At 66.5% G+C, this 15,787-nt stretch carries 19 protein-coding genes; 8 read left to right on the forward strand and 11 right to left on the reverse strand.

Annotation, left to right across the window (positions count from 1 at the left end; translation table 11 throughout):
• The first annotated feature begins 181 nt into the window (after window positions 1-181).
• A complete protein-coding gene (locus AX729_RS40350; protein WP_197433527.1) occupies window positions 182-328 on the forward strand; it encodes a hypothetical protein in 147 nt (48 codons plus the stop codon).
• Between the two features lie 153 nt (window positions 329-481).
• Here the strand turns inward: AX729_RS40350 and AX729_RS40355 are convergent, their stop codons facing one another.
• From AX729_RS40355 to AX729_RS41470, 5 genes are all read right to left on the reverse strand, one after another.
• On the reverse strand, window positions 482-619 hold the full coding sequence (locus AX729_RS40355) for a hypothetical protein (RefSeq protein WP_164936752.1): 138 nt from the start codon (window positions 617-619) through the stop codon (window positions 482-484).
• A gap of 348 nt (window positions 620-967) precedes the next feature.
• Window positions 968-1,390, reverse strand: a complete 423-nt coding sequence (locus AX729_RS03440) for a hypothetical protein (protein ID WP_061020503.1) — start codon at window positions 1,388-1,390, stop codon at window positions 968-970.
• Window positions 1,391-1,634: 244 nt separating this feature from the next.
• Window positions 1,635-2,555: a hypothetical protein gene (locus AX729_RS03445; RefSeq protein WP_061020504.1), complete on the reverse strand. Its 921-nt coding sequence runs from the start codon at window positions 2,553-2,555 to the stop codon at window positions 1,635-1,637.
• 348 nt (window positions 2,556-2,903) lie between these two features.
• Window positions 2,904-3,344 carry a nuclear transport factor 2 family protein gene (locus tag AX729_RS03450; protein WP_061020505.1) on the reverse strand — a complete coding sequence of 147 codons (441 nt, stop codon included), beginning with the start codon at window positions 3,342-3,344 and terminating at the stop codon, window positions 2,904-2,906.
• Window positions 3,345-3,640: 296 nt separating this feature from the next.
• Window positions 3,641-3,772, reverse strand: coding sequence for a hypothetical protein (locus AX729_RS41470; protein WP_283807775.1), 132 nt, complete (start codon window positions 3,770-3,772; stop codon window positions 3,641-3,643).
• A gap of 168 nt (window positions 3,773-3,940) precedes the next feature.
• Here AX729_RS41470 and AX729_RS03455 point away from each other — a divergent pair, with 168 nt between their 5' ends.
• On the forward strand, window positions 3,941-4,516 hold the full coding sequence (locus AX729_RS03455) for a hypothetical protein (protein WP_502686896.1): 576 nt from the start codon (window positions 3,941-3,943) through the stop codon (window positions 4,514-4,516).
• An 11-nt stretch (window positions 4,517-4,527) separates the two neighbouring features.
• On the opposite strand, the gene AX729_RS03460 is transcribed toward AX729_RS03455, so the two are convergent.
• Complete coding sequence (locus AX729_RS03460; RefSeq protein WP_061020506.1) at window positions 4,528-4,980, reverse strand: nuclear transport factor 2 family protein; 453 nt, start codon at window positions 4,978-4,980, stop codon at window positions 4,528-4,530.
• Window positions 4,981-5,385: 405 nt separating this feature from the next.
• Between AX729_RS03460 and AX729_RS03465 the strand changes: the two genes are divergently transcribed.
• Entirely contained in the window at window positions 5,386-5,772 is a 387-nt protein-coding gene (locus tag AX729_RS03465) for a hypothetical protein (RefSeq protein ID WP_061020507.1), read from the forward strand.
• 79 nt (window positions 5,773-5,851) lie between these two features.
• Here AX729_RS03465 and uvrB read toward each other — a convergent pair whose 3' ends face one another.
• From uvrB to AX729_RS03485, 4 genes are all read right to left on the reverse strand, one after another.
• On the reverse strand, window positions 5,852-8,827 hold the full coding sequence (uvrB, locus tag AX729_RS03470) for an excinuclease ABC subunit UvrB (RefSeq protein ID WP_082770327.1): 2,976 nt from the start codon (window positions 8,825-8,827) through the stop codon (window positions 5,852-5,854).
• A 92-nt stretch (window positions 8,828-8,919) separates the two neighbouring features.
• Window positions 8,920-9,147, reverse strand: coding sequence for a hypothetical protein (locus AX729_RS03475; RefSeq protein ID WP_061020508.1), 228 nt, complete (start codon window positions 9,145-9,147; stop codon window positions 8,920-8,922).
• 48 nt (window positions 9,148-9,195) lie between these two features.
• Entirely contained in the window at window positions 9,196-9,420 is a 225-nt protein-coding gene (locus AX729_RS03480) for a hypothetical protein (protein WP_061020509.1), read from the reverse strand.
• A 115-nt stretch (window positions 9,421-9,535) separates the two neighbouring features.
• The gene (locus AX729_RS03485) at window positions 9,536-10,450 is read right to left on the reverse strand and encodes a LysR substrate-binding domain-containing protein (protein WP_061020510.1); all 915 of its coding nucleotides are present in this window, start codon (window positions 10,448-10,450) and stop codon (window positions 9,536-9,538) included.
• A 197-nt stretch (window positions 10,451-10,647) separates the two neighbouring features.
• On the opposite strand from AX729_RS03485, the gene AX729_RS03490 reads away from it, so the two are divergent.
• The 3 genes from AX729_RS03490 to AX729_RS03500 all read left to right on the forward strand — a co-directional run bounded on the left by AX729_RS03490 (window position 10,648) and on the right by AX729_RS03500 (window position 12,481).
• On the forward strand, window positions 10,648-11,427 hold the full coding sequence (locus tag AX729_RS03490) for a sulfite exporter TauE/SafE family protein (RefSeq protein ID WP_061020559.1): 780 nt from the start codon (window positions 10,648-10,650) through the stop codon (window positions 11,425-11,427).
• Entirely contained in the window at window positions 11,424-11,654 is a 231-nt protein-coding gene (locus AX729_RS03495; protein WP_061020511.1) for a hypothetical protein, read from the forward strand. The genes AX729_RS03490 and AX729_RS03495 overlap by 4 nt, the downstream gene beginning before the upstream one ends.
• 128 nt (window positions 11,655-11,782) lie before the next feature.
• Window positions 11,783-12,481, forward strand: a complete 699-nt coding sequence (locus AX729_RS03500) for a glutathione S-transferase family protein (RefSeq protein ID WP_061020512.1) — start codon at window positions 11,783-11,785, stop codon at window positions 12,479-12,481.
• Window positions 12,482-12,544: 63 nt separating this feature from the next.
• Here the strand turns inward: AX729_RS03500 and AX729_RS40990 are convergent, their stop codons facing one another.
• Window positions 12,545-12,760: a cysteine-rich CWC family protein gene (locus AX729_RS40990; protein WP_061020513.1), complete on the reverse strand. Its 216-nt coding sequence runs from the start codon at window positions 12,758-12,760 to the stop codon at window positions 12,545-12,547.
• A gap of 114 nt (window positions 12,761-12,874) precedes the next feature.
• Between AX729_RS40990 and AX729_RS03510 the strand changes: the two genes are divergently transcribed.
• Window positions 12,875-14,425, forward strand: a complete 1,551-nt coding sequence (locus AX729_RS03510) for a DUF1800 domain-containing protein (RefSeq protein ID WP_061020514.1) — start codon at window positions 12,875-12,877, stop codon at window positions 14,423-14,425.
• A gap of 2 nt (window positions 14,426-14,427) precedes the next feature.
• Window positions 14,428-15,645: a DUF1501 domain-containing protein gene (locus AX729_RS03515; protein WP_061020560.1), complete on the forward strand. Its 1,218-nt coding sequence runs from the start codon at window positions 14,428-14,430 to the stop codon at window positions 15,643-15,645.
• The last annotated feature ends 142 nt before the right edge of the window (window positions 15,646-15,787 follow it).

The raw sequence follows: 15,787 nt of genomic DNA on the forward strand, positions 1-15,787 counted from the left end.
AACGTGGAAATGAGTGCGCGAGTGTTGCCCGCGCGCTATGGACGCGATTCCGGACGGCTGCCATAAGCCTGCGCAACATGGTTACCGCGAGCAGTTTGGCGGAACCGATGAGTTGCTAACTAATTATGAACTTGTCGCTGTCTATTTGAAACGAACTGGCAGAGGACAGGGGACGAGGACCATGGCAGACCGCGGCGCACTCAAATTCGTTGGATTCATCTTCGCGACCGCGACGCTCGCCGTGATGCTGGTCGCCGGCATGGTGGTCAAGGGCTATGCCGATGGCGGCTACACCCTGGAAGCCTCCACCACGGAAGCCGCCCGATAAGAAGCCGCCCGAGAAGGGGCGTTGATTTCCGAGGCATGATTCGGAAAAGCACGCAGCGGTTTCAGGAACGATCTGCGAAACGACGATCCAGACCGCAGATGACGCTTCATCCCACTCGCATCGCGCTTGAGGGGCCGCGCGTCCGGCCCTCGGTCAGCGGCTGTACACGAACGCCAGCACCGCGATCGCAACCACCAGCAATCCGACGAAACGCAGCATGATCGTGCCGAGCTGATTCGGCGCGGGCCGCAGCGATATAGGGTCCGTGTTGTCGGGCCGAATGCTTTCCATGACTGTCCCCAGGGCTCGGCCATAGCGGCCACGAGCGCTGGGCATTTGTCGCCGGGCAGGGGCGGAGGGTTCAAAGGTGGGGCTGTGTTGGGCCGCGTGAGTGTGTGACCGCCTGTTCACTGCCGCGCTGCCATGTCCTTCAGCCATCCCCTCCACGGTCATGCCCCGGCTTGACCGGGGCATCCAGTACGCCGCGGCCTCTCGGCTCCTGCCTCACCATCTCGGAGTACTGGATCGCCCAATCAAGTCGGGCGATGACACCTTCGTTGGGGAGATCGCCGCCCCCCCCAAAAAAACCGCCGCGCTCCCTTCCGGGAACGCGGCGGCCGGTGATGCCGTGTCTTGCGATCAGCTGTTGCGCAGGCCGTCGGCGGCGCGCTTCCACTGCGCGACGTTGTCGGCGATCATGCGGGTCGACTTCATCGCGGCCTGGCTGAGCTGGGCGTAGCCGGAGATCTCGCGCTGGACGCGCTGGCCTTCGGCGTGGAGCAGGTCGCGCAGGCTCTCGAGCTCGGAGATCAAGTTCTCGATCTCGGCGAGCGAGGTGCCGGCGACGCGCTGGATCAGCGAGTTGACGTTGTTGACCGTGGCTTCCGCGCTCGGGTCGAGCGGCGGCGCGTCGGTGGTCGTTGCGGCCGGGCGGCGCAGATAGGCGATGTCGTTGCGGACGAAATCGCGGATGCCGGCTTCGACCTCGGTCACGGCGGCAAGGTCGGTGTCGACCGTCTCGGTTTCGGTGGCTTCGATCTTTTCGGGACGCATGGCGTTCATCGTTGTTCCCCTGTTCGCGTTGAGCGCAGCGCGAGTGTCCCCCGCACGACGACGTCTGTGAGGTCCCTCATCAGGACCGTCCGATTTTGACCGCAAATGGGCCGAGATGCGGCAAGGGCGGACCATTCGGGGGTATTGCCGTGGCGCATGGTTAGGAGAGTGTGAATGCGGCCGGGGCGAAGCGCGTTCGCGGCTCGGCTGGTGGTTCAACTCCCTCGCCCCGCAAGCGGGGCGAGTAGGGAAATCACCAGCTCTTCTTGAACCCCGCCGTCAGGCTCTTGTTGATCGCGCCCTGCGAGGTCTCGCCGACCGAGCCCGAGACGGTGACGTTGTCGAACAGCTTCTGCTCGGCGCCGAACCTGCGCAGCCATTTGTCGTCGGTGGTCGACAGCGTCTGGCCGGCGGTGATGCTGGTGCCGGTGTCGGTGAGGGTGACCCTGGCGGTCTGGTCGGTCTCGTAATTGCGCGTGACGTGTCCGCCGATGCCGGGGACCGCGGTGGTGCCCTGCTGGTTGACGCTATAGCCGTTCTGGAGCGTCAGCGAGGTGTCGCCCGACAGCGGCACCGACTTGGTCAGCGACGCTCCGATCTTGCTGTGCTCGGCGCCGGGATCGACCCGGGCTTCCACGGCGGTCTTGTCCCAGAGCGAGCCCGCGCCGGGCGCGGTCGCGGCGGCCCAGGCGCTGCCGGAGGATTGCGGCAGGCTGCCGCCATTGGTCGCCTTCTGTGCCAGAAGCTCGGACATCGTCCGCGGCTCGCTCGTGACCGTCATGTCGGCGCCGATCCGCGTGTCCCAGAACGAGGTCACGGACTGCTTCACCGTCACCGCCGAGGAGCCGTTTGCATTGGAATTGGACGACCAGTCCAGGCCATCCTTGGCCGCGGCCTGGGCGCGCTTCCTGGCGGCCATGGGGTCGATGCCGGTCCCGGCATCGACCGCGAGCTGACTCCAGTCCAGCTTGTCGACGTCGATGCCCTTGAGCACGTCCGCGTCGTTGACGTCCGCGGCCTCCGCCGGCTCGGTCTCGGCCTCGTCGTCAGGCGCGGCCGCGGCGGGGGAGAAGGGCGGAATGATCTGCGCAGAAACCGTCAGCACCGAGCCCAGAATGAAGGCGGCCGCCAGCAACGGCAGCCTGGTCCAGCCAAACCCTGTCGAGAATTCCATCGTCCTGCCCGCAAGCCCCAACGCACGCTGTCCGAGAATATATACCGGCCTTCAGCCATGCGCCATTCCGCCCCCACGATGCTGATCCATCGTTGCGGAATTGTGGCGGCTCGCCAGGGGACGCGAACCAACGGGCGGCGCGAACCGCGCGCGCCCGGTGACGAACTCCCGATGCGACGGCATCCGGCGGGGCTGGAGGCCGGAACGTCGCGGTCGCCTCGTCATCGGTCCCGACAAGCGGGGCCCGTTGGCGTCCCCCCTAAAGCGCGATGATCGTCATCGCGCTTTAGGTTGTTGTTTGCGCTTGATCTTTTCGGAAAACCGCTTCGCACTTTTCCGGATCATGCGTCAGCCGACGCTGGTCATCTTCGGCAGATGAATGGCGCGGCCGAGTGCCTGCTCGACCAGATCGAACGTGTCGATCAGCACGCGCATGCTGATGAGCTTGCCGGCCCTGAACTGGGCGAACTGCGCGACGCGCAGGCTGATCGGCTTGCTGGAATCCAGCGCCGTCAGCGAATAGCGCACCATCGAGGCGGCGGAATCCACGCCGAGCATGATGCTCTCGCGGTCGAAGCGGCGGACCTGGAAATTGTCGGCAAGCTGGCGGATGACGTCGAGCACGGCGTCCTTGCCCTGGCGTGCGCCGAGGAACGGAAACATGTCGATCGGGCCGTAGAGCGCCCATTCGACGTCCTCGTCGATCAGGGCCTCGATCTCCTCGAAATGCCGGTCGTTGATCGCGCGGTGCAACGCGCGCGAGAAACGCCAGAGGCTGTGCTCTGTCATTTTGGGGCGTCCTGAAGCTGGCTTGCGAAAGAAACGAGAAAGGCCCCGGGCATCAAGGACGCCGCGGAGGCCGCTCAACTCATTTGTATACAAACAAAATAGAGCGTTTCGATCAAAGCGCAATTCACATTTTTGCAATGCACAATTGCGCGGGCTTTGTGGGATTTGCAATAGAACCCCGTAGTCTCACGGTCCGCATTGCGCTCCGGATCCGCGGGCGGGCGCGTAGTAGGCTTGATGTTGAATGAAGATGGCAACGCCATCCGGGCGACCCGCTGTCGCTCCTCGGTTTGGGGTTAGAACTCGACGGCGACGCCCGCGCGGCCGACCTTCATCCCGCCGGCATTGGCGAAGCTGCCTTGCACCATCAGCGGCACGGCCGAGTCGAGATTGAGACGGTGCGTAGCGGCGACGAGGGCGTCCCACATGGCCCGTGGCCGGACTCGCTCCGGCGATTGGGTCCCCCGGCCCGGGAGTTTCTCCGGCCCGATCACGTTGCATCGGCGCGAAGCGCCCTGCTATATGGCGGATGATCTCTGCCCGCTCTGCACATGGATACGCAGCTGCGGCAGTTTGATGGGAGCCGGTTCTCTCAAGTGGCTAGCAATCAGCTCGCAACGACCGCACGCCGGATTGGCGCAACGCTTCTCGTCCTGGCGGCAGCTTGCCTCGAATCGAGCGCTCAGCAGGCACAACAGGCGGCCAAGCCCGCCAACATCGATCGCAACGGCGTGCTCATGTTGGTGCGCTCGACCTTGCTGGCCCTCGACCATGCCAACAAGACCGGCAACTACACCGTCCTGCGCGATCTGGGCGCTCCCGGCTTCCAGGGCGCAAACACAGCCGCTCGTCTCGCCGAGATCTTCGCCGCCCAGCGCAACGAGAAGATCGATCTCTCGGGCGTCGCGGTCATCGATCCCCAGCTCAGCCTGCTGCCCCAGATCGAGCCGAATGGCATGATGCGCATGGCGGGCTTCTTCCCCTCCGTGCCCTCGCAGGTGAATTTCGAGCTGCTTTACGAGCCGGTGAACAGTCAGTGGCGCCTGTTCGGATTGTCGGTCAACGTCGGACAATCGGGCCCGGTGGCGCCGCCGCCGTCAGCGCCGAAGGCGCAGGCGCCGTCCAAACGGTCGACGGACGCCAGGCACGGCGCGCCGGCCGCGCAGAACTGACCGGCTGCGCATCACGCCCCGTCCACCCGCGCGCCCACGATCAGCGGCCCGATCTCCCGCTCCAGCACCTGCTGCACCAGGTCGTAGGAATCGATGATCTCGCGGATCTGCGCCACCAGCCCGCCGCGGAAGGTGTAGAACACCGCCGCGTCGAACTGCACGATGCGGTCGTTGCTGCGCTTCTTGAAATAGATGTGCATGTAGGTCGCGACCTCATCGCCGTCGGCGAGGATGTGCGGCGCCTTGTAGCGCACTTCCGAATAGCGCGACCAGATCGTCTCCCAAAGCTCACGCAGCTCGGCCTTGCCGTGGCGCGGCATCATGTGCGGCAGCACGTCGACCGGGGCGTGGGTGAGGAAGTCGACGTCGTCGGTGCAGCAGGCCAGCGCAGCCTCGATATCGCCGCGCGCGAAGGCATCGAGCAGATGCACGACGCGCTGGCGATTCAGCTTCTCGACCGTCATTCCGCCCGTCCTTGTTGGTCCTGTGGCGTCGCGCGAGGCTAACGCGCGGTCTCACGCACCGGCAATCCGCAAAACCACCGGAACGCTGCAAATGGTTTGACGCGCCAGCGCAATGCCAGGTTCATGGCACGCCGTGCGGTTCGAGCCGCGGCCTTGCTTGCTCGAATTTCCGTCGCCTTCGGCCGCGTCGGGCGCAACGCGGCGTGGACGGATGCGCAACGGCACGCCGCCGCGAAAGCAGAGCCAGGTGAACGGGCAGGGACGTTGCAAGGCGCTACAGTCATGCGGGCGGCGCGCTCCCTCGCCCCCGCAAGCGCGCGAGGCAAAGGTGCCGCGTGACGCATCTCACATCATCCCTCCGAGACCGCGACTAACGTCATCCCCATGTCATCAGGGAGACGTGCCATGGCCGCCATCGCCACCGCCAGAAAGTCCCGCCTGCACAACGCGCTCGAAGGCCTCGCGCTGACCGCGACCCTCCAGAGCTTCCCGACCTTCGCCGCCGCTGCCTTCCTGCTCAAGCTCTGCGGCGACCACGACCTCGCCGGCGACCCCGGCGTCGCCATCTTCGTCGCCATCGCCTCGCTCGCCCACGCGCTGATCGCGGTGACCCTGGGACCGAGCTTCCCCGTCTTGCTCAAGACCGTCTATGAGCCGAAATTCTTCGAGGCCCATCTGTCGCTCTCCGACAAGATCACGGCCTGGCGCACCCAGCCGGTCGCCTCGCTCCAGCTCATGACGATCGTGCTGCTGCTGTCGGTGATGGCCGTGGTGACGGCGAGCGTGGGGTGAGGACGCAAATCTCCCCGTCATTCCGGGGCGTCGCAAAGCGGCGAGCCTGGAATCCATAACCACCGCTGGCGCAGATGCCCTACCTCTTCTTCCACCCGCCCCGTCGCCCCGGCATGCCGCCCGTCGACTTCGGTGCGGGTCCGAACTCCGGTCCCGATTGCCGCGAGTCCGTCGGCTGGATGATCCGGCTGGTGCTGCCGAACGGCTTTGACGGGAGCGCGCGGTTTTCGCGGAAGGGCAGCGATTCCGGGCCGTGCATCTCGTCGAGATGCGGCTTGTGCACCTTCGAGCCGCTGCCGCCGCCGCTCGCCTTCAGCGCGGAGCTGACGGTTTTCTTCTTCATGGCGCTGACCGGCAGGTTGGCGGCGTCGCCATACTTCTTCGTGCCGGCATAGGCGCCGGCCTTGCCCTGCACCGTGCGCTGCTTGGCGGTGGGATCGTCGACAACGGCAAGCTCCGTCGCGCGCAGGCGCTTGACCTCGTCGCGCAGGCGCGCGGCTTCCTCGAAGTTCAGATCGGCGGCGGCTTCGCGCATCCTCGTTTCGAGATCGGCGAGCACGGCCTCGAAATTGTGGCCGATCGAGATGACGTCGTCGGTCATGTCGTGACCGCCGACCTCGACCAGCACGTGGTCGCGCTCGTAGACGGAATTGAGGATGTCGCCGATCTGCTTCTTGACGCTCTCCGGCGTGATGCCGTTGGCGGTGTTGTACTCGACCTGCTTCTCGCGGCGCCGATTGGTCTCGGCGATGGCCCGCTCCATCGAGCCGGTCATCTGGTCGGCATAGAGGATCACCTTGCCATCGACGTTGCGCGCGGCGCGGCCGATGGTCTGGATCAGCGAGGTCTCGCTGCGCAAAAAGCCTTCCTTGTCGGCGTCGAGAATCGCGACCAGCGCGCATTCGGGAATGTCGAGGCCTTCGCGCAGGAGGTTGATGCCGACCAGCGCGTCGAAGGCGCCGAGCCTGAGATCCCTGATGATCTCGATGCGCTCGATGGTGTCGATATCGCTGTGCATGTAGCGGACGCGGATGCCCTGCTCGTGCAGGTATTCGGTGAGGTCCTCCGCCATGCGCTTGGTGAGCACCGTGATCAGCGAGCGATAGCCGGCCTGCGCGGTGGCACGGACCTCGCCGACGAGATCGTCCACCTGCGTACGCGCCGGACGGATATCGACGGGCGGATCGATCAGCCCGGTCGGGCGAATGACCTGCTCGACGAACACGCCGCCGCTCTCGTTCAGCTCCCAGCTGCCGGGCGTGGCGGAGACGGCGACGGTCTGCGGCCGCATCATGTCCCACTCCTCGAAGCGCAAGGGGCGGTTGTCCATGCAGGAGGGCAGGCGGAAGCCGTATTCGGCCAGCGTCGCCTTGCGGCGGAAGTCGCCGCGGAACATGGCGCCGATCTGCGGGATGGTGACGTGGCTCTCGTCGGCGAAGATCAGCGCGTTGTCGGGCACGTATTCGAACAGCGTCGGCGGCGGCTCGCCCGGCCGGCGTCCGGTGAGGTAGCGCGAATAGTTCTCGATGCCGGCGCAGCTTCCGGTCGCTTCCATCATCTCGAGGTCGAAGGTGGTGCGCTGCTCCAGCCGCTGCGCCTCCAGCAGGCGTCCCTGGTCGTGCAGCTGGTCGAGCCGCTGCTTCAGCTCGAACTTGATCGACTTGATCGCCTGCACCAGCGTCGGGCGCGGCGTCACATAGTGCGAATTGGCGTACATCTTGATGAATTCGAGCTCGTCCTGCTTGTGGCCGGTGAGCGGATCGAACTCCTCGATGGTCTCGATGGTGTCGCCGAACAGGTTCACGCGCCAGGCGCGGTCTTCATAGTGCGCCGGGAAGATGTCGATGACGTCGCCGCGGACACGGAAGGTGCCGCGGGTGAAATCGGCCTGGGTGCGCTTGTACTGGAGCGCGACCAGGTCTGCGATGAGCTGGCGCTGGTCGATGCGCTCGCCCTTCTTCAGCGCGAAGGTCATCGCGGTGTAGGTCTCGACCGAGCCAATACCGTAGATGCAGGACACCGAGGCGACGATGATGACGTCGTCGCGTTCGAGCAGCGCGCGCGTCGCCGAGTGGCGCATGCGGTCGATCTGCTCGTTGATGGAGGAGTCCTTCTCGATATAGGTGTCGGTGCGGGGGACGTAGGCCTCCGGCTGGTAATAGTCGTAGTACGAGACGAAGTACTCGACCGCGTTGTCCGGGAAGAAGTTCTTGAACTCGCCATAGAGCTGCGCGGCAAGCGTCTTGTTCGGCGCGAGGATCAGGGCCGGGCGCTGCGTCGCCTCGATCACCTTGGCCATGGTGTAGGTCTTGCCCGAGCCGGTGACGCCGAGCAGCACCTGGCTGCGGTCGTTGCGATTGATGCCCTCGACCAGCTCGGCGATCGCGGTCGGCTGGTCGCCCTTGGGCTCGTAGGACGACTTGATCTCGAAACGCACGCCGCCTTCGGACTTCTCCGGGCGCGGCGGCCGGTGCGGCGTCCACACCTTCATGGAGCCGTCGCCCCTGCGGAACTCCGGCCGGCCCTCGCGGATCAGCGCTTCCAGCGCATCCGCGGTCGCCTTGACGCCGAGCGCCTCCATCTTGCTGCGCGGCGGCCGTGCCAGCGCCTCGGTATCGTCCTCTTCGGTGGGAAGGCCGAGCTGCCGCGCGAGTTCCGGATCGAGCGTCGGGATGGTGGCCGCGGTTCCGTAATTGGCCTGCGGCGCCTCGTCGAAACCGCCACTCTCGGTCGACGCGCGTGCGCCCGGCGGCTGCGGGTTGGGCCGCAGCGGCATCGGTCGCGTATTGTCCTGCGGAAACTCCTTCGGCGTCGAAGCCCGCGCGCGATGCGCGGCGGCCTCGCCCCCGGCCCGGCGGTCGCGCGAATTGTCCGGCGGCGGCTGCAGCCCGGTGCCAGATCCCAGCCCGGCATCGCCGCGATTGATCGCGGGATTGAGCAGCTCGGCCAGCGCCGGCCCGATCGGCTGCACGTCGGGACGATGCGCTTTCGAGTTCGGGGTCCTGGTCTTCGGGGATTTGCCGGATTTTTCGGAGGATGCTGGTTTCTTCGCCATGAGGCGAATATGGGACGAGTCCGCCCCGCGATAAAGGGCGAATGGCCGTCGTCATGCAGGCTGCTGACAGCAGGTTGGCAGCAGGCGGGATCTCACGCCGCCGGCAGCGGCCCGCCGTCGTCCTCGGCCGTGACATGCGGCTCGAGGATGTCGAGATGGATGCCGCCGCAGCCAGTGCAGCGCATGGCCCAGTACTCGCATCCGGCGCGACCGGGGATCACGCGGAGAACCGCGAGATCGCCGTCGCATTCCGGGCAATTGGACAGCACGGCGCGGGCATAGATCCGCGGCCGCAGCCCGTCGATTTCGATGGTAGACATGTTTCCCCCCTCTGCGCCGCCTTGCCCCTGGTCAGTCCGCGGATCGCCTCATTCGTCGTCGCTGTCGGTCCGTCGGCGGAAGCGATCGATGTGGTGCTTGGCGTCGGCAATCGCGGCATCGCGATCGGGCCAGGCGAAGCCGACTTCCATGGCAGGAAACAGCACGCCGTCGATGGCCACCGGGCTGAAATCGGCACGCCGGATCCGCGCGTGCCACAGCCCCTTGCCAGCTTCGAAGGATTCGATGTCAAAGCCGTCGTAAAGGGTCGTCATGAGTGTAGGTCCCACGTTTCTTCTCGGAGAGTCAGGGGACCACATTTGCGCATTTCAGAATGTGAAGCCGTTCACAAGCGATGCGGCTTTTTTGCCCAAGCTTATCGAAAAGGCTTCAGGTCCGCGCGCCGGCGCGGCCGATCCGCCGGGGGCGGGCGGCGGGTTCCGAGGCCGCGCGCATGATCCAGCGGCGGAACGCGGCAAAGTCGCGCTGCTCGGTCTGGAAGCTGCGATAGAGCAGGTACCAGCGCATGCCCTTGGGCACCGAGAGGTCGAACGGCGCGACCAGGCGGCCGGCAGCGAGATCGTCGTCGATATAGGGGCGGATGCCCATGGCGATGCCGAGCCCGTCGGCGGCGGCCTGCAAGGCCTGGCCGTAGAACTGGAACTCGGGCCCGCGCGCGTTGATCCGCGCAACGCCCGCGGCCCTCAGCCAGATCGGCCAGTCCTCGGCGGAGTGCGCGACCCGGATCAGGCTCGGACCCTTCAGGTCGGCCGGGCGCTTCAGGCCGCCCGCGAGGCGGGGCACGCAAACGGGGGTGAGGTCGCCGGCAAACAGCGGCTCGGCGACGAGGCCAGGCCAGTCGCCGGTGCCGAGCTTGATGCCGCAGCTCCAGTCCTCGCCGAACGGCACCGACGCGCCGCCGGTGGTGAAGCGCACCTCGATGTCGGGCTCCTCGCTGCGGAACTCCGACAGGCGCGGGATCAGCCAGCGCATCGCGAAGGTGTGGCCGACGCCGATGGTGAGCACGCGCACGCTCGAGGGCGCCGTCACCTGCGCGGTCAGGCTCGCCAGCGCGTCGAAGATCGGGGTCAGCCCGCTCTGATAGGCGCGGCCGGCCTGCGTCAGCACCAGGCGGTTGGCCTTGCGCTCGAACAACGCGACGCCGAGCCGCTCCTCGAGCAGATGCACCATGCGGCTGACCGCGGCCGCGGACACGCTCAGCTCCAGGCCGGCCGCAGCAAAGCTGCCGGTCCGCGCCGCCGCCTCGAACGCCTTGATGCCGTTGAGAAACAGCAACCGCCGCAAATGACCGACCCTCAGGAAAGCTGATGCCAGGGCAAGATAACTCAGTTTGCGGAGAGGGGGCAAGCAAGGCACTAGAATGAGCGCAATTCCTGCTGATTTGTTGGAGCGCGGGCGCGGCCTCTTCGCCTCTCCCCGCAAGCGGGACAAGGGGGAATGAGCAGCTCACGTCCCTTACATGCACCACGGAGATTTTGCTCGTGACGCCCATCATGATCGCGGCCCTCGGATTGCTGATGGTCGCCACCGCGTTCCTGTCGGGGCTGTTCGGCATGGCGGGCGGGCTGATCCTGATCGGCGTGCTGCTGGCCCTGATGCCGCTGCCGACAGCGATGGTGCTGCACGCGATCACGCAGATGGCCTCGAACGGCTGGCGCGCGTTCCTGTGGCGCGCGCATATCCGCTGGCGGCCGGTCGCGAACTATATGGTCGGCGCTGCGGTCGCGCTCGCGGCCTGGTCGCTCACCCGCTACGTGCCGGACAAGCCGGTGGCGCTGCTGATGTTGGGAGCCACGCCGTTCATGGCGCGGCTCTTGCCGACGAACATCAAGCCCGATCCCGACCGTCTCTGGCAGGGCACGGTCTATGGCACGATCTGCATGGGCCTGATGCTGATGACCGGCGTCTCCGGCCCGCTGCTCGACACCTTCTTCCTCGGCGGCGATTTCGGCCGGCGCGAGAAGGTCGCGACCAAGGCGATGTGCCAGCTCGTCAGCCATTTCACCAAGCTGGTCTATTTCGGCGGCATCATCGACCAGGCCGCGAGCCTCGACCCCGTGCTCGCAGCTGTTGCGATTCTCGCCTCCATGCTCGGCACCACGCTGGCACGGCGCATCCTCGAAGCCATGACCGATCAGCAGTTCGTGGCCTGGTCGAACAAGCTGATCACCGCCATCGCCTGCTACTACATTGCCTATGGCGGCTGGCTCATGCTTCGCACGCCAGTGCTGGCCGCCCTCGACAAGGGAGGTTTGCAATGAACCGTAATGCCGATCCGCTGGTGCTGGACTTCGTCGAATGGGTCGCGCGCGAGCCGCGCGCCTATGCCGAGGTGATCGCGACCTGGAAAACCTCGTGCCCGCGCCTCACCATCTGGGAGGACGCCGCGGACCGCGGTTACGTCGCGCGCGAGACGGTGCCCGGAATCGGGATGGTCATCGCGGTGACGGAGGGCGGCGAGCGGCTGCTGCGAAGCAACGGGCGGTGACTCGCACTGCCGTCTCCACATCGTCATTGCGAGCGCCAGCGAAGCAATCCAGAATGTCGCCGCGGCGGCAGTCTGGATTGCTTCGTCGCAAGGGCTCCTCGCAATGACGGAGCATGTGGAGGGAGCTCATGTCACTCAAACTCTTCGAGCTCGTCGGCACCGACGCCGAGCGGCCGTTCAGCCCGTTCTGCTGGCGCACGCGGATGGCTCTGGCGCACAAGGGATTGTCGGCGCAGTCGCTGCCCTGGCGTTTCACCGAGAAGAGCGCGATCGCGCCGCACGGCTCGGAGAAGGTGCCGGTGCTGCTGCATGACGACAAGGCGGTGGTCGAATCCTGGACGATCGCCAATTATCTGGAAGACAGTTTTCCGGATCATCCGTCATTGTTCGGCGGCGAGGGCGGCCGCGCCATGGCGCGCATGATCAATGCATGGGGCGACATCGCCATCGTCGGCGGCATCTTTCCGCTGATCGTCGCCGACATCCCGAACAATCTGGCCGAAGTCGACGCCGCCTATTTCCGCCAGTCGCGCGAGGCGCGCTTCGGCGGCAAGAGCCTGGAAGAGGTGATGGCAAGCCGCGACACCGGCGTGATCGCGTTCCGCAAGTCGCTGGAGGTGATGCGGCAGACCTTGAAGAAGCAGCCCTATCTCGGCGGCAACGCGCCGAACTACGCAGACTACATCGTGTTCGGAGGTTTTCAGTGGGCGCGGGTGGTCAGTCCGTTCAAGCTGCTGGAGGCGGACGATCCGGTCTATGCTTGGCGCGAAAGACTGCTCGACGCGTTCGACGGCATGGCGCGGACATCGCCGGGGTTTGAGGTGTAAACTTCGTAGCCCGGATGGAGCGCAGCGAAATCCGGGGCCCGTGCCTGTGGAAGGATTCCCGGATTACGCTTGCGCTCCATCCGGGCTACGGGCTGCCTCCGCAGCCTTGCGCAAGCATTCGCGGCACAGGCAGTCCTCGCCCTTGACCGGCATCGGCAGTTTTGCCGTTTCCTCCGCGCACCAGCACGTGCCCGAGAGATCGCAGCCGAACTCGGTGCCGCAACGCGCGCAGACGAGGCGGCGTGGTTCCTGCGTCAGGGATTCTTTCGGATTTGTCATGATTTACGCAAAGGTTTCGCCGTCATTTTCATGTCGGGTTCATCTGCCGCTGCGGTATAGTAAGCGCTGCGCACGTATCAGGAAAGCGGTTGGCAAGGCGCGAAGGACAGATCGATGGCCCGCGATTCGCAAGCCGCCCTCGTCGCGCTCAACCGCTTCGGCTTCGGCGCCCGCGGCGGCGCATCCGGCGATCTCATCAACGCGGCCTCCGATCCGCGCGGCTTCGTGAAGGCGGAGCTCGCGCGCGCGAACGGCGTGCTGCTGGAAGCGCCGGGCCTGCAATCGACGCCGCAGCTTGGGCAGGCGGTGTTTGCCTATCAGGACCAGGTCAAGCAGGCCCGCGAGGCTGCGAAGGCCGCCGCGCCTGCTGAAGCACCGCCCACACAGGCGCCGGCTGATCAAAAGCCGGGGCTGCGCCGCAATCTGTCGCTGAACGCCGCGGCGGACATCGCCGGCCAGATGGCGGCTGCAAAGCCCGGCGAGACCACCGCCAGGTCCGACAGGATGCAAGCGAACGCGCCGCCCGCCGCAAAGCCCGCGCCGCAGCCGCTCAACGTCATCCAGAAGACCTTTCGCACCGAGGCGCTGGCGCGCTTGCAGCGCGCGACGCTGGCCGAATGCGGCTTCACCGAGCGCCTCGTCGCGTTCTGGTCCAACCATTTCTGCATCTCCGCCAGCAAGGGCGAGCTGGCGCGGATCTGGGCGGGTGCATTCGAGCGCGAGGCGATCCGGCCGCATGTGCTCGGGCGCTTCGCCGACATGCTGAAGGCGGTCGAGCAGCATCCGGCAATGCTGTTCTTCCTCGACAACCAGCAATCGCTCGGTCCGGATTCGCGCGCGGGGCAAAACCGCAAGCGCGGGCTGAACGAGAATCTCGCGCGCGAGATCATGGAGCTGCATACGCTCGGCGTCGGCGGCGGCTACACGCAGGAGGATGTCACCTCGCTCGCGCGCATCATCACCGGCTGGACCTTCGCCGGGCGGCAGGGGCAGCTCGGCACCCCCGGCTCCTTCGTCTTCAACGTCAACGCCCATCAGCCGGGGCCGCAGGTTCTGCTCGGCAAGACCTATGAGCCGGTCGGCCTTGCGCAGGGCGAAGCCGCGCTCGCCGACCTCGCGCGCCATCCGTCGACCGCGAATTTCATCGCCACCAAATTCGTTCGTCACTTCGTCGCAGACGATCCGCCGCCGGCGCTCGTCGCGCGCCTGCGCGATGTCTTCGTCAAGTCCGACGGCGACCTCAAGGCGCTCGCGACCGCGCTGGTCGATTCCGACGAGGCGTGGACGGCACCACTCACCAAGATGCGCTCGCCCTACGAATTCCTGGTCGCGAGCGGTCGGCTGCTCGCGCGTGTGCCGGAGGATCCCAGCCGCTATCTCAACGGCCTCAATCTGCTTGGGCAGCCGCTCTGGTCGCCGCCCGGCCCCAACGGCTTTCCCGACAGCAATGCCGCCTGGGCCGCGCCTGAAGGTATCAAGCTCAGGCTCGATATCGCGGCGCAAATCGGCGCGCGGCTCGGCAACAACATCGATCCGCTCGACCTTCTGGAATTCGCCGCGGCGGATGCGGCGTCCATCGAGACGCGGCGGACCATCGAACGCGCGGAATCGCGGCAGCAGGCGCTGTCTCTGCTGTTGATGTCGCCGGAAATGCAGCGGAGGTGATGATGATCGACTGCGTCGAGAACCGGCTCCTCACCTCGCGTCGCGGCCTCCTGCTCGGCGGCGCGTCCTTTGCCGCCTGGGCTTACTTGCCGAAATTCGCGCGCGCGGCCGAGGGGCGCGATCCGCGCCTGGTCGTGGTGATCCTGCGCGGCGCGCTGGACGGGCTCTCCACCGTTGCGCCCATAGGCGATCCTGACTATGCGGGCCTGCACGGCTCGATCGCGCTCGCCGCGGATGGTGCGCATCCCGCGATCATGCTCGACTCGTTCTTCGCATTGCATCCGGCGATGCCGGAATTTGCGCGCATGTATCGCGACAGCCATGCCGCAGTGATTCATGCGGTGGCGACGCCCTATCGCGACCGCTCGCATTTCGACGGCCAGGACGTGCTCGAAAGCGGCTATGCCGGCCCGGGCCGCGTGCAGTCCGGCTGGCTCAACCGCGCGCTGGAAGCGCTGCCGCGCGGCGAGCGGGTATCGAGCGGTCTAGCCGTCGGGCCGACCACGCCGCTGGTGCTGCGCGGCAATGCGCCGACTGTTGGCTGGGCGCCGGTCGCCCTGCCGCAGGCCGACGAGGACACTGCGATGCGCCTCGTCGAGCTCTATCGCCATCGCGATCCCGCGCTAGCGACTGCGTTGTCGCAAGGTCTTCAGCTCGACAAGGTCGCAGCCGGCGATGACATGAAGCCGAAAGGCGGCAACGCCGTCGCTCAGATGCGGCAGGTCGCGCGCGGCGCGGCAAAACTGATGGCGGCCGATGACGGCCCGCGCATCGCCGCGCTCGCCTTCGACGGCTGGGACACGCACGCCAATGAAGGTGGTCCCGTGGGGCGGCTCGCCTTCCTGCTCGGCGGGCTCGACGGCGCGCTATCCGAATTCGAGAGCGGGCTCGGCGCGCGCTGGCGCGACACCGTCGTCGTCGTCGCCACCGAGTTCGGCCGCACCGCGCGCATCAACGGCACCGAGGGCACCGATCACGGCACGGGAACGGTCGCGCTGCTCGCCGGCGGCGCGGTGAAGGGCGGCCGCGTCATCGCCGACTGGCCGGGCCTCAAGCTCGCCAACCTCCATGAAGGGCGCGACCTCAAGCCGACGACAGATCTGCGCTCCGTGATCAAGGGCGTGCTGCAGGACCAGTTCGGCCTGTCCGATCGCGTGCTGGCGGAGACGGTGTTTCCGGATAGCGCAAGCGCAAGGCTGATGAAGGGGCTGGTTGTCTAGGCCGTCATTCCGGGGCGCGCGGCTTGTCCGCCGAAGCTCGAAGAGCGAAGGCGGAAGCGCGAACCCGGAATCCATTTATCGACCAGTTCCGTGGCGAAATGGATTCCGGGCCTGCGCCTTGCGGCGCATCCCGGAATGACGA

It is taken from the genome of Bradyrhizobium sp. CCH5-F6, from assembly GCF_001556045.1.
In the GTDB taxonomy this organism is placed as follows: Bacteria; Pseudomonadota; Alphaproteobacteria; order Rhizobiales; family Xanthobacteraceae; genus Bradyrhizobium.